Below are 13,442 nucleotides of genomic sequence, written 5' to 3' on the forward strand. Positions count from 1 at the left end.
GTTGCCATTCCATCACAAAGGAGACCTCAGAAATGATCAGCCATATTACCATCCACCCGAAAATTTTGTACTACGGTGCACCCGTCGTCCTGCTGTCGACGGAGAATGCAGACGGTTCTACCAACATCAGCCCTATTTCCTCCTCGTGGGCACTAGGTTCATTCGTTATTTTAGGCTTAGGGGTGGGATCACAGGGCTTGGAAAATTTGAAAGATCGGCCAGCGTGCGTCATTAATTTGCCTGATGCGGAAATGTGGCGCCAGGTCGAGGCACTCGCATCGTTGACCGGAAAAAATCCGGTACCTGCGTATAAAGAGGAGATTGGCTTTCGCTATGAAAAGGATAAGTTCGCCGCTGGATCCTTCACCCGAGCAGCATCTAAGTCGGTGCGTCCCGAGCGGATTGCGGAATGTCCCCTTCAATTGGAGGCAGAGGTTCGCCACATTCGGATTCCAGAGTACGCAGAGAGCTTTGCCATCGTAGAAACAGAGGTGGTGCAGGTGCACGCTGATGAGAGAATCGCCATCGGTGACCGCTACGTAGATCCCAAGGCTTGGAATCCGCTCATTTATAATTTTCGCCACTATTTTGGCCTCGGGGAAGAAAAAGGAAAGACTTATCGATCCGAGACATAGAATAACAGTAGGGAACGCCATGTGAAGTGGCGTTTTTGCATGCTGGAAGATATCCTCCAACGGTTATATAGTGGTATGATCAAAAGAAGGGTATATACGAGGCGGAGGTACCATATGGAGCAACTTTTGATAGGGAGTTTTCTATCTGCAATGGCGACAGGAGCAGGGGCGCTGCCCATCCTGTTTTTCAAAACGGTTACGCATCGCTGGCGTGATATTCTGCTCGCGTTTACGGCTGGCATCATGGTGGCGGCCGCGACCTTCAGCTTGATTCCACAGGCGATGGAGAACGGATCGATTATCGTCATCTGTCTGGGGGTGCTCACCGGAACACTGACGCTGACAGTCTTGGAGAGCTTCATCCCGCATATAGATCTGGAGCATACGAGAGTAAATATTTCAATGGACTCTCAGGCGCTCTTGATTTTGTCGGCCATTACTTTACATAACATTCCAGAAGGGCTGTCAGTTGGGGTCAGCTACTCCAGTGAGCAAACCGGTCTGGGTGGCTTGGTCGCCTTTGCGATCGGACTGCAGAACGCGCCGGAAGGATTTCTGGTCGCGCTATTTCTGATTAATCAGCAGGTGAGCCGGCTCAAAGCTTTTCTTTTGGCGACGATGACCGGTGCAGTAGAGATCGTTTCGGCTCTTATTGGCTATTATTTGACTTCGGTTGTGGGTGGGCTGGTTCCCTACGGACTCTCCTTTGCTGCCGGAGCCATGCTGTATATCGTCTACAAGGAGCTCATTCCGGAGAGCCACGGAGACGGACATGCTCGCTCAGCCACGTTCTCCTTTATTATCGGGCTGCTGGTGATGATCGGGCTGGTTCAGCAGTTTGGATAAAAAGAGTTCCGTTTTTCATAAGTTCCCCTCACAATTTGACCGCAAATTACCGAAACCATATATAGATAGATTTCGATTATGGAAGTAGGGAGTGTCACGATGGAAAAATCGACCTTGCTAGGTTTAGTACTAGGTATCGTTGCAGTAGTTGTCGGGATGATCTTGAAGCACGCCAGTCCCGCCTCATTATTAAACCCAGCAGCATTCATGATCATCATGGTGGGTACGGCTGCCGCTATTTTAAACGCATTTCCCATGTCGGAAGTCAAAAAGGTTCCCGTCCTTTTCAAGGTACTTTTTAAAGAGCAAAAACTCCCTGCCAAACGTGAACTGATTGGCCAATTTATGAACTGGGCGTCGATCGCTCGCCGTGAAGGATTGTTGGCCCTTGAAAATACGTCCGATGAAATAGAAGATCCATTCCTGCGAAACGGCATGAAGATGATCATCGATGGAGGCGAACCGGATTTCGTCCGCGATGTGTTGAACGAAGAGATTCATGCAATTGAAGAGCGTCACCAGATGGGTGCACTGATTTTCAGCCAGGCGGGCAGCTACGCGCCGACACTCGGGGTATTGGGTGCGGTAGTTGGCCTGATCGCGGCGCTTGGTAACCTGAGTGACATCGATGCGCTGGGTATTTCCATTGCCGCTGCGTTTGTCGCGACACTGCTCGGTATTTTTACAGGCTACGTTTTGTGGAATCCTTTCTCGAACAAGCTGAAACGCAAATCTAAGCAAGAGATTGAAATCAAGAGAATCATGGTAGAAGGTCTGCTTTCGATTCAGGCTGGTGTATCCCCGGCTGCGATTGAACAGAAGCTGCTTGTGTACATCCCGTACCGAGAGCGTGCCGAGATGAAGGAAGAGAAGAAGGAGGAAGGAGCTGCGGTAAATGGCTAAGCGACCGAAGAGACATGCTCAGCATGAAGAGCATATGGACGAGACTTGGCTGATTCCGTACGCTGACCTGCTCACCCTGTTGCTTGCCTTGTTTATTGTATTGTTTGCCTCCAGTGAGATGGATGCGAAGAAGTTTGACCAGCTGGTGAAATCCTTCAACGTTGCCTTGAACGGTGGGGTGGGCGTGCTGAATCAGCCGAGTCCGGTGCCACTGGACCCGAACATGGCGCAGCAGACCATCCACAAAGGGGCACAGGAAGCGGAAAAACCAAAGACCGAGGAAGAGAAGAAGCTGGAGGAAGCGGTACGCAAAGAGACAGAGGATCTGAAAAAGCTGCAGACGCAGCTGGAAGGCTACATCGAGCAAAACAAGCTGCAGGACAAGCTGCAGACCAAGCTGACCGAAGAGGGGCTGCTCATCACGATTCTCGACAATGCGTTGTTTGACTCAGGTAAAGCCGATCTCAAGCCAGAAGCAAGAAAGCTCGCTGCGGAGATGGCGTCCATGCTGGTCCCGCATCCGAAAAAGGTGACCGTCACTGGACATACCGACAACGTGCCGATCCACCGGGCCGATTTCCCGTCCAACTGGGATTTGAGTGCGAAGCGTTCGGTTAACTTCCTCAAGGTACTGCTGGAAAACAGAAATCTCGATCCGACCAAGTTCAGCGCGACAGGCATGGGCGAATACCACCCTGTAGCATCGAACGCTACCGCTGATGGACGTGCCAAAAACAGACGGGTAGAGGTCGCGATCCTGCGCGATCTGGCGGCACCACCGAAAAATACAATGAATCCGTAAAAAGAAGGATAGCACAAGGGGTGCTATCCTCTTTCATTTTTCCATTGATTCGACGCCGAGCTTTAGTTGTTCCATCCGTTTTTCGCCCCACTCATACATCATTTCGATGATCGGCAAAAGAGTCATCCCCAGCTCCGTCATGGAATACTCGACACGAGGGGGAACCTCCGGATAGACTTCTCGATGCACGATACCGTCCTCGATTAGCTCTTTTAGCTGGCTGGTCAGCATCTTATGAGTAATTCGGGGAAATAGCCGTTGTAGCTGGCTAAAACGATGGGGACCTTCCACACCCAGATGCCAGAGGATCACGACTTTCCATTTTCCGCTGAACATGGACAAAGTCAGTTCCTTCGAGCAGTTAAAGTCACCGTTTTGTATTTTTTCCAGTGTTTCCTTACGAATATCGGACATAAGTGACTCTCCTTAATGGCATTTGCCAATAGTACCTTATTGGTAACCTCCGCACAAAAAAGTGCATTCTTACGTTAGGTGCTGATCCTGCGTATAATCATCCTTGTCAGATACACCTAGGTTTTATTGTAAAGGAGAGAGGACCTCATGTCTAAAAAAGTATTGATTCTAACCGGCGATGCCGTTGAAGCTCTGGAAGCCTATTACCCGTATTACCGATCTCTGGAGGAAGGATTCGAAGTGACGATCGCATCCCCGACTGATGCGAAAGTGCTGCATACCGTGGTGCATGACTTTGAAGACTGGCAGACCTTCACAGAGAAACGCGGGTATCAGCTCGAAGCCCATGCGTCCTTTGACGAGATTGATCCGAGCGGGTACGATGCCCTGATCATTCCAGGTGGACGAGCTCCCGAGCACATCCGCCTGCACAAAGATTTTGGACGAATCGCAAGCCACTTCTTCCAACAGGACAAACCAATCATGATCCTGTGCCATGCCAGCGTTGCCCTGACGGTAATCGCTGACGATATCCGTGGGCGTGAGATGACCGCCTACTTCGCATGCCGCCCAGAGGTAGAGGCTGCTGGAGCGAAGTATATCGAGAAGCGCTTCCACGTGGACCGTAACCTCATCTCCGGGCATGCCTGGAACGACCTCCCCGTGCTGATGAAGGAGTTTGTGAAACAAGTAAATGCAATGGCCTAAGGAAAGGGTCGGGGAAATATGGCTTGAGAAAAACAGCTGTCGTGCGAGATGACAGCTGTTTTTTGTTTTTTCATGAGTGGGTGCGGGTTTACCTGATAGAGGAAAAAGGTAATAAACTCCCCAGGATGAACGTCTTATGGGGAGGCTCGATTGGGAAGGATCACAACTTCTACGAAACCAGATTTTGCCCGCAGAGGAACTGCTCCCTTGCGAGCATTAACACCCCCGCGAGTTGCACCTACTATTGATCTCATCGTGGATTAATTCCTTTTTACAGATGTAGAGGTGATCTCCAAATTCTCCTCTATCATCAAAGTTTACGAGCATAGTCGAATCAACAGTATATTGCAGATCTTGAAAAAATACCGTTTCACGGTTATCGAATCTTACGTAAAGAAGAATCCTACTAACCGTTCAAGTGAAAGCGTCGACGGAAGATCATTCATCCGAATTCCCAAAAGCCTAACTGAAATTCAGTTGTGAGCGATATGTTCCAAAATAGATCATTCCCTAAAAAAGCCGGAGCCTTCAGCGACGGCACCGTTAAAGGAGACTCGGCCTGTCTCACAACCGCTAAGAAACTTCTCGATGGAGGAACGAAGACTGGCAAAAGGAATTCGTGAAACGTCGAAGACCTATAAATCGTGTAAGCAATGCTTGTACTTGAAACCCATAAGTATTGTGCTGTACATAAGAACGAGGTGGAGCTAAGCAGCGTCTGCTCCCGAATCGTGATCCCTAAAATGTATCTTGGTGGGGCTTTTTCCCCGAGATGAATGATTCCGACCCGCCATATTTATTGACAACAGCTCTGAAAACCCGCATAATAAATTATAACAAAGTAAACTACTCGGAATACTGAAAATAAATGAGGTGAGTTTAATGGAACGGACTTTTCAAATCCCAAGCGGAGACATCTCGTTAACGGCAACTCTGCATGAGCCCAGCCAGTCAGGTGAAAAGTTTCCCCTTGTCATCATCTGCCACGGCTTTATCGGCAGTCGCATCGGAGTCGATCGCCTGTTTGTCAAAGCTGCCAGAGAGCTGACCGCCAATGGCTTTGCCATCTTGCGCTTTGACTACGGTGGGTGCGGGGAAAGCAGCGGGGACTACGGTGCAGGCGGACTGGACGTCCTGCTCAGCCAGACACGGGATGTGCTCGACTTTGCCTTCCAGCTGGATAGCATCGATCCTGAGCGTGTCAGCCTCATTGGCCATAGCCTTGGTGGTGCCGTTTCCATGCTTACCGCCAGTACGGATAAACGAATCCACTCCCTCGTTCTCTGGGCGGCAGTTGCCCGTCCGTATGACGACATCGTACGGATTGTGGGGGAGAGGGGCTATCAGGAGGCACTGCTGACCGGAAGAACAGATCATCACGGCTACCTGCTGCAAGATCGCTTTTTCCAATCGCTGAACGGGGTGCTCCCTTTGCGCCAAGCCAAGCAATTTGAAGGAGATGCTCTACTCCTGCACGGAAACCGGGATGATGTTATTTCAGTCGATGCGATGTTCCATTATGAACGGGAGCTGCGCTTGCGCAGACGGGGACGCTGCGAGACGGAGGTCGTCATCGGTGCAGACCATACCTTTTCGACGGCAGACGGTTATCAGCGCTTGATCGGCAGCACAGTAAAATGGCTGCGGGAACAGACCGAGCAGACTACGCTGGCGGTCTCATAGAGAGCAAATAACAAAAGGGATAGCCCATCTAGCGGCTATCCCTTCTTTTCATGGACAAAGGCGTGCCGTCCAAACGAACGGGCTACTTCCCTTCTTTCAAAATATGTGCCAGCAATCCTTGACAGCCGTCCTCGACCAGATCGTAGACGTAGCCGAAACGCCCGGTGTAGTACGGGTCCTCAACGTTTTGCTCCTTGGCAGCGGTCGCGAAGTCCAGCAGCCTGTACACCTTCTTGCCAGCAGGCGCCAAACGCTTTAGAGCAGACAGGTTTTCCTCGTCCATGCAAACGATGTAATCGTAGGTCGCAAAATCATCCGAAGTAATTTGCCGGGCGCGCAAGGTGTCGTGGGCGATTCCCTTTTTACGCAAAATTTTCTGCGTACCGGTATGAGGGCGCTCTCCAGCATGCCAGTCGCCGATGCCGCATGAATCGATAGCGATCTGAGCGGACAACCCTCGCTGTTCGACGAGATGACGAAAGACGGCTTCTGCCATCGGGGAGCGGCAAATATTCCCCAGGCAGACAAACAGAACATGTGTCATGGGTATGCTCCTTTTCGAAAGCAATATGAGATGGATTCTATATGTTAGAATAACATAGAAGAGGAAACGTAGAGCGAGGTATGCATGTTGAAAGCTTATTTTTATCGGATTCGCCTGATAGCCTCTGTTGTAGCCGTGACGATCCTGCCCATTTTGATCACAGGGCTTGTGCTTCTTCATGCGGCCGAGCAGGCTTTGCTCGAGGAAAAAAAACAAAAGCTGATCGCGATCACACAGCAGCTGGATTTTGCGTTGCCAAAAGATTATGACGACCTGACCAAAAGGCTTGGGGTGCAGGAGGCGACTCGGGAGCAGAAAATTGAGTATTTGAACCAAGCTCTGCAACCGCTTACAGATCGGATCGCTGACGAGCATCCGGGTATCGGTGTCGGTTATTATGCCGCCGACCTGGATGCGATTGTAACATACGGGCCGAGTCAGGAAATGAAGTTTCACGTGGGTGAGTCGATTTCACCCGAGCATTTCGGACGGTTGGTCATGGAAAGCGGAAAACCGGAGATCGCGATCGGAGAGCAGGTCAGGGGCAACATCATGAATGCCATGTACCCGCTGAATCGAAACGGCAAGATGATCGGTTATACTTGGGCAAATGAGCTGATGAGCAATATCGATGTACAGCTGGCAGGGATGCGCAGGAGCATTTTCGCCATCTCGGGTGTCGGCTGCTTGATAGCAGCTTTAGTCAGCGGCCTGATGGTGCACAGACTGGAAGCCCTTCTGGAGGAGATCAAGGCAGGGCTGAAAACCATCAGTCTGGATCTGTCGCATCGCATGAGACGTTTGGCTGGAGAACCAGGAGAAATATCTGAGGCGATCAACAGGATGGCAGGCGAGCTTCAGGCGAGCCGGACCCGTACGGAAACCATCATGCAGAGCATGGATAGCGGTGTACTGGCTTTGGACGATCAGGGGAGAATCACGTCCTGGAACGAGGCGGCAGCCAAAATAACGGGACGATCCGCAGAGCAGGTCATGGGCAAAGCGCATACGGAAGTGTTTGCGGAAAGCGAGGAGTTCGTCGGCTTGCTGACAGAAACGCTGGTGCATGGCAGGACGATCCGCGATGCCGAATGGGAGTACAAGCATCCTGAGCGGGGGCATCGTTATGTGAAAGTGGGGACATCGATCTGGGTGAGCCCGACTGATCAAGTGCTTGGGGTCATTGTCGTGCTCGACGAACGAACGGAATGGAAACGGATGGAGCTGCGATTGGCACAGGCAGAGCGTCTAGCGGTTATCGGGGAATGGGCAGCGAGTATTGCCCACGAGGTACGAAACCCCCTTACCTCGATAAAGGCTTTCGCGCAAATCATTGAAGAAGATTTGCCAGAGGAGCATGGCTGTCGGGAGTACACGGAAATCATCGTGGAGGAAGTGGAGAGGCTGAACCGCTTTGCGGACGAGCTGCTGCTCTTTTCCCGCCCCGATGAGGAGGCTCATGTCCCCATCCATCTGTGGGATGTGATCAATCAAACTGTGCTGCTGATGGAGCGAAGTGCGGCCGGCAAAGGCATTCAGGTGGAGAGATGCTTCGGGGATCATGCGCCGTTTGTTCTCGCATCGCCAGATTTGCTGAAGCAGGTCTTCTTAAACATTTTGATCAACGCGATCCAGGCGATGCCACATGGGGGGGTTATCCAAATCCAAACGGAAAAGGATGGCAATCAGGCATGTATCCATGTGACTAATGACGGCCAACCCATTGCCGAAGAGCATTTGCTCTCTGTATTTGAGCCGTTTTACACGACGAAGCCGTCTGGAACGGGGCTGGGACTGGCGATTTCCCAGCGAATCGTGCATGCCTACGGAGGACATATCACTGCCCAAAATGTAGCAAATGGCGTCCGGTTTACAGTGGCGCTGCCAGGGAGATGGGAGGAGGCAGAGAGATGAAAAGACGCATTCTATTAGTCGATGATGAAGTCAATGTGCGCAAAGCATTGTCTACGAGCTTGCGCAAGGCAGGCTACGATACAAAAGAGGCAGCGAGCGGCGCAGAGGCTCTGGAACAGATAGGACAGTACGAGCCGGATGTCATGCTGCTGGACCTTCGCATGCCGGAAATGGACGGGATGGAGACACTTCGCCGTCTTAAGCAGGCAAAATCAGCCCAGCCCAGCGTCATTATGATGACTGCTTACGGCTCTGCAAATGATGTGATGGAAGCCATGCGCTTGGGTGCTTACGATTATGTACAAAAGCCGTTCGATCTCACGCAGGTCAAGCAGGTGGTGGCAAAAGCTCTGCAGCAGCCGGATGCAGGGGACGAAGAGGGAACCATGCGCCCTTCGCAGGATGAACAGCCGGATTACCCAGGGTATTTGGTGGGGTTGAGCCCCGCCATGCAAGAAGTGTACAAGCTGGTCGGAAAAGTGAGCATGTCCAGAGCGACCGTCTTGATCCAGGGGGAGAGCGGGACGGGGAAGGAACTGATTGCGAGGGCGATTCACAGCAACAGCCCGCGAGCCGATCAGCCTCTGATTCCTGTCAACTGTGGAGCGATTCCGGAGAAGCTGCTGGAAAGCGAATTGTTCGGGTATGAGCGGGGAGCCTTTACAGGAGCTGTCGCACGCAAGCCAGGATTGTTTGAAGCAGCAAACGGAGGGACATTGTTTCTCGATGAGGTAGGGGAACTCACACCATCTCTGCAGGTTAAGCTGCTGCGTGTTTTGCAGGAGAGGACATTGGTCAGGCTCGGGGGCGTTGAGCCGATCCCGATCGATGTGCGCATCATCGCCGCCACTAACCGTGATTTGAGGGAGAGAATCCGGCAGGAGCTTTTCCGCGAGGACCTGTACTACCGTCTGAATGTCGTCCCGATTCAAATGCCTCCCCTTCGCGAGCGAAAAGAAGATATTCCCCTGCTCATCCGGCATTTTTTAACCAAGTTTGGACGTGAAACAGGCAAGGAGGACTGTTTTTTGTCTCCCGCAGCTGTCGAGCTTTTGAACGCTTATCATTGGCCTGGCAATGTGAGACAGCTGGAGAATACGATCGAGCGGGCCGTTGTGCTGGCAAGTGGGCAAGCCATTCTTCCAGAGCATGTGCAGGTGCATCTAGAGGAAACGAGGCAAACTCCCAATGAGACAAAGGAAAAGAGCGGTCTTCGATTTGAAGATCGAACGATGAAAGACATCATTTCGGAAGTGGAAAAGGAAGCGATCACCCGCGCTCTGCAACGGGAGAAGGGCAACAGGCTGAGGACAGCCAAACGGCTTGGAATCTCGCGCAGCGCGTTGCTGTACAAGATGGAGATGTACGAAATCGACGTTTCAGAAGAATAACGGGAAAGTGTGTAAAAAGTAGGCGGAAGGTTTACTTTTTGCACACTTTTTTGATCTTGACGCCGAGGCAAGTCCAGGATTGGCGCGATTTTTGGCCTGAGAAACAGTTGGTACGATTCTTGAAAAGAGAGGAGAGGGTACAAAGCTAAGGAAGCAAGGAGGACATTCATGAAAGCGTTGTCACGTTTTTTCTCGACTCTGGTGCAAAGGTTTTTGCCAGATCCATTTGTCTTTGCCCTCATTTTGACGATTATCTTGTTTGTATGCGGTCTTGTGTTTACCGATCACGGTCCGATTCAAATGGTGCAGTTCTGGGGGAACGGCTTCTGGAATCTGCTGGCTTTCGCGATGCAAATGGCTCTGGTATTGGTGACAGGTCATGCGCTCGCCAGCTCGCCGCTCGTAAGCCGCAGCCTGACTCGTCTCGCGAGCATTGCCAAAACACCAGTCCAAGGCGTCATTCTGGTCACGCTTGGTTCGGCTATCGCCTGTCTGCTCAACTGGGGCTTTGGTCTGATTGTAGGCGCCTTGTTTGCAAAAGAGGTTGCCAAACGCGTACCTGGCTCCGACTATCGCTTTTTGATCGCCTGTGCGTACATCGGCTTTTTGACCTGGCATGGCGGTCTCTCAGGCTCTGTCCCGCTGACAGCGGCAACGCCGGGTAACCCTCTGGAAAAAACAGCCGGGCTGATTCCGCTTACGGATACGATCTTCACCGGATACAACCTGTTCATTACCATTGCCCTGTTGATTGCCCTGCCAATCATGACGCGTTTGATGATGCCGACGGGTAAAGAAGTCGTTGAAATCGATCCACAGCTGTTTGCAAAAGAGGAAGTAGCAGCCACTGCTGAAGCTGCTCCGACTGAGAAAACATTTGCAACGGTCATGGAAAACAGCCGGATTTTGACTTATATCATTTGTGTATTGGGCTTCTCCTATTTGATTTATTATTTTGCCAACAAAGGCTTCAAAGTAGATATCAACACGGTCAACCTGCTCTTCTTCATCACGGGCTTACTCCTCCACGGAACGCCGCTCTCTTACATGAAAGCAGTGGGTAACGCAGCAAAAGGGACTGCAGGTATCTTGATTCAGTTCCCGTTCTACGCAGGGATTCAAGGCATGATGGAGCAGTCTGGATTGGGCGGCATGATGACAAACGCCTTTATCTCGATTTCGACTCCGGAGACGTTCCCGTTTCTGGCGTTCCTCAGCTCTGGTTTCGTAAACTTCTTCGTTCCATCCGGCGGAGGTCACTGGGTCGTGCAAGGACCATTCATCATGCCGGCCGCACAGCAGCTTGGCGTGGACTCGGGGATTGCGGCCATGGCGATCGCCTACGGGGAAGCGTGGATGAACATGGCTCAGCCGTTCTGGGCCTTGCCGGCGCTTGCTATTGCGGGCTTGGGCGTGCGTGACATCATGGGGTACTGCGTTACGACTTTGCTCGTATCCGGTGTTATTTTCGCCATCGGTCTGTCCTTTTTCTAAGTGTCGGGGCCAGCAAAATCCATTGAGGTCAAAATCCTTTTGTGATAAAGTAAAGGCAATTCCAGATACAAAACCTAATTTCATACCCAGAGTTTTCTAGGGTTCCGCGGAGGCAAAGCATCCGGTCTGGACCGAGAGAAAACCCACGGCATAGCCGTGTACACGGAGGGATAAAAGCCCGGGAGAATATCGAGATGGTATTCGACCGCGGCTTTTTTTGCGTGGAAAAAGGCGCTGGGACTTCGTGCTCCCGCCGGGTAGGGGAATGATACGGAAAAGAGAGGGGAGTTTGCGTGATGAGTAAAAACTGGATGCTCGTGATCGTCGCTGCCGTGTTTGAGGTCGGATGGGTTGCGGGACTCAAGCATGCGGATAGCGTTTGGGCATGGGCGCTTACAGCGGTTGCGATTCTAGTCAGCTTTGGGGTACTTGTCTACTCGGGGAAAAGGCTGCCGACCAGTACGGTCTACGCCGTGTTCGTCGGGCTAGGGACGGCAGGTACCGTCATCAGTGAAATGGTCGTGTTCGGTGAGCCGTTCAGCTGGGCCAAGATCGGGTTGATCGCCCTGCTTTTGGTCGGAATTATCGGCCTGAAATTGGTGACGCATGAGCATGATGATCATCCACGAAAGGAAGGGGAAGCTGCATGACTTGGGTAGCCTTGATATTGGCAGGATGTTTTGAGGTCGTAGGTGTCATGGGGATTACACAGGTCAACCAGAAGCCATCCCTGCGTTCTTATCTGGTGCTGGTGGGTGGATTTGCGCTGAGCTTTATTCTGCTGTCGTTTGCGATGAAGGAAATCGCCATGGGGACCGCTTATGCCGTTTGGACAGGGATCGGTACGGTCGGCAGTGCTTTGGTAGGCATGCTGGTGTACGGTGAGCCAAAAGACAAGCTGCGCATCACTTGCATTGCTCTGGTGATCGTATCTGTCGCAGGGCTTAAACTCATTGCTTAAAATAACAGTGTCATGGTAACTAAGGGGCAGGCAGAAGCATTACGCTTGTCCCACTAACAAATATTTTCCTTTTCAGTAAAAAGCCCCATCTGTGCTCTCCTTGGGAATAGTATAATAAATAAAATGCGCATCAATTACGAGGAGGATACATAGCAGGATGGGCACTCTTTGGGAAACGTTAAAAAAGGGCAACATGTCTTCGGCCACGGCAGCCTTGGGCAATACAGGGCTGGCCATCGTAAAGGGAATGGCAGCTGCCTACAGCGGCAGCGGAGCCATGTTTGCATCTGCCATGCACTCGGTTGCAGATGCGGTGAACCAAGGCTTCGTTTTCTTCGGGAGCGTACTGGCCGAGAAAAAGCCGACACCGCGCTTTCCTACCGGGTTTGGTCGTGTGATCAATCTCTTTTGCATGATCGCAGTAATAGTCGTGACGGTAATGGCGTACGAGACCATTACAGAAGGCTGGCACCTCATCAAAGAACCTGCTCACGCAACGCACTTCTGGATCAACTTTTGGATTTTGCTTCTGGCGATCGTCGTAGATGGCTATGTCTTGGTGAAAGCCATGAAAGAAATCGTACACGAGACTCGTGCGGAGGCGACTGGAATGGCGATCATTCCTGCTGCTTTTCGAAACGTAGGACGCGCTGCACCGCCGACGCGCCTCGTCTTTTACGAAGACATCGTTGCCACTACAGGCGCTCTGCTCGCTCTCATCGCCGTCATCGTCAGCCAGGTCTCTACCATTACCCTTTTCGACGGAATCGCCACCATGCTGATCGGCGTATTGATGATCGGCGTTGCTTTTAAAGTGGGCTACGATAACATGGTAGGTTTGATCGGAGTAGCAGCGCCAAAAGAGGTGGAGGATCGCGTCGCCAAGATCATACTGGCCGATCCAGACGTGACGGACATCAACAAGCTGCGCATCGTTCAGGAAGGTCGCTTCTACCACGTCGAATGCTATGTCGAGCTGCGTTCAGGCTTGATGCTTTCCGTGGCGGACGACATCAAATACCGCATTCGCGACAGCGTGCTCACCGATCCCGATATCAGCGATGTGACGATGGGAATACTCGAGGACAATGGCGTCCGAGACTGGGAGCCACGAAAAGCGGTCGAGGGAACCTAGAATCAATAGAGA

Annotated in this window: 14 protein-coding genes and 1 riboswitch; of the genes, 12 read left to right on the top strand and 2 right to left on the bottom strand. The window is 51.7% G+C overall.

Annotated elements, in window-relative coordinates; translation table 11 throughout:
• Positions 1 to 32: 32 nt before the first annotated feature.
• The 4 genes from ACLIN2_RS04565 (at position 33) to motB (ending at position 3,186) form a co-directional block, all read left to right on the top strand.
• Positions 33 to 635, top strand: coding sequence for a flavin reductase family protein (locus ACLIN2_RS04565; RefSeq protein ID WP_092267142.1), 603 nt, complete (start codon positions 33 to 35; stop codon positions 633 to 635).
• 114 nt (positions 636 to 749) lie between these two features.
• Entirely contained in the window at positions 750 to 1,481 is a 732-nt protein-coding gene (locus tag ACLIN2_RS04570; RefSeq protein ID WP_411503338.1) for a ZIP family metal transporter, read from the top strand.
• 99 nt (positions 1,482 to 1,580) lie between these two features.
• A complete protein-coding gene (gene motA / locus ACLIN2_RS04575; protein WP_092267140.1) occupies positions 1,581 to 2,384 on the top strand; it encodes a flagellar motor stator protein MotA in 804 nt (267 codons plus the stop codon).
• Positions 2,377 to 3,186, top strand: a complete 810-nt coding sequence (motB, locus tag ACLIN2_RS04580; protein WP_328210881.1) for a flagellar motor protein MotB — start codon at positions 2,377 to 2,379, stop codon at positions 3,184 to 3,186. Before motA ends, motB begins: the two co-directional genes overlap by 8 nt.
• 33 nt (positions 3,187 to 3,219) lie before the next feature.
• Here motB and ACLIN2_RS04585 read toward each other — a convergent pair whose 3' ends face one another.
• Positions 3,220 to 3,600: a winged helix-turn-helix transcriptional regulator gene (locus ACLIN2_RS04585; protein WP_092267138.1), complete on the bottom strand. Its 381-nt coding sequence runs from the start codon at positions 3,598 to 3,600 to the stop codon at positions 3,220 to 3,222.
• A 147-nt stretch (positions 3,601 to 3,747) separates the two neighbouring features.
• On the opposite strand from ACLIN2_RS04585, the gene ACLIN2_RS04590 reads away from it, so the two are divergent.
• A complete protein-coding gene (locus tag ACLIN2_RS04590) occupies positions 3,748 to 4,308 on the top strand; it encodes a DJ-1/PfpI family protein (protein ID WP_092267137.1) in 561 nt (186 codons plus the stop codon).
• Positions 4,309 to 5,190: 882 nt separating this feature from the next.
• The gene (locus ACLIN2_RS04595; RefSeq protein ID WP_411503339.1) at positions 5,191 to 5,991 is read left to right on the top strand and encodes an alpha/beta hydrolase; all 801 of its coding nucleotides are present in this window, start codon (positions 5,191 to 5,193) and stop codon (positions 5,989 to 5,991) included.
• Between the two features lie 82 nt (positions 5,992 to 6,073).
• Here the strand turns inward: ACLIN2_RS04595 and ACLIN2_RS04600 are convergent, their stop codons facing one another.
• Complete coding sequence (locus ACLIN2_RS04600) at positions 6,074 to 6,535, bottom strand: low molecular weight protein-tyrosine-phosphatase (RefSeq protein WP_411503340.1); 462 nt, start codon at positions 6,533 to 6,535, stop codon at positions 6,074 to 6,076.
• Between the two features lie 84 nt (positions 6,536 to 6,619).
• Here ACLIN2_RS04600 and atoS point away from each other — a divergent pair, with 84 nt between their 5' ends.
• The 6 genes from atoS to ACLIN2_RS04630 all read left to right on the top strand — a co-directional run bounded on the left by atoS (position 6,620) and on the right by ACLIN2_RS04630 (position 13,430).
• On the top strand, positions 6,620 to 8,449 hold the full coding sequence (gene atoS, locus ACLIN2_RS04605; RefSeq protein ID WP_246070833.1) for a two-component system sensor histidine kinase AtoS: 1,830 nt from the start codon (positions 6,620 to 6,622) through the stop codon (positions 8,447 to 8,449).
• Positions 8,446 to 9,840 carry a sigma-54-dependent transcriptional regulator gene (locus ACLIN2_RS04610; RefSeq protein ID WP_411503341.1) on the top strand — a complete coding sequence of 465 codons (1,395 nt, stop codon included), beginning with the start codon at positions 8,446 to 8,448 and terminating at the stop codon, positions 9,838 to 9,840. The genes atoS and ACLIN2_RS04610 overlap by 4 nt, the downstream gene beginning before the upstream one ends.
• 168 nt (positions 9,841 to 10,008) lie before the next feature.
• Complete coding sequence (locus tag ACLIN2_RS04615; RefSeq protein ID WP_411503342.1) at positions 10,009 to 11,334, top strand: TIGR00366 family protein; 1,326 nt, start codon at positions 10,009 to 10,011, stop codon at positions 11,332 to 11,334.
• Between the two features lie 85 nt (positions 11,335 to 11,419).
• Positions 11,420 to 11,521: riboswitch (guanidine-I (ykkC/yxkD leader) on the top strand.
• 109 nt (positions 11,522 to 11,630) lie between these two features.
• The gene (locus ACLIN2_RS04620; protein WP_327929756.1) at positions 11,631 to 11,984 is read left to right on the top strand and encodes a DMT family transporter; all 354 of its coding nucleotides are present in this window, start codon (positions 11,631 to 11,633) and stop codon (positions 11,982 to 11,984) included.
• Positions 11,981 to 12,295, top strand: coding sequence for a DMT family transporter (locus tag ACLIN2_RS04625; protein WP_122925025.1), 315 nt, complete (start codon positions 11,981 to 11,983; stop codon positions 12,293 to 12,295). The genes ACLIN2_RS04620 and ACLIN2_RS04625 overlap by 4 nt, the downstream gene beginning before the upstream one ends.
• 157 nt (positions 12,296 to 12,452) lie before the next feature.
• Positions 12,453 to 13,430, top strand: coding sequence for a cation diffusion facilitator family transporter (locus ACLIN2_RS04630; protein ID WP_092267130.1), 978 nt, complete (start codon positions 12,453 to 12,455; stop codon positions 13,428 to 13,430).
• The last annotated feature ends 12 nt before the right edge of the window (positions 13,431 to 13,442 follow it).

This window comes from Brevibacillus centrosporus, from assembly GCF_046622605.1.
Classification (GTDB): Bacteria; Bacillota; Bacilli; order Brevibacillales; family Brevibacillaceae; genus Brevibacillus; species Brevibacillus centrosporus.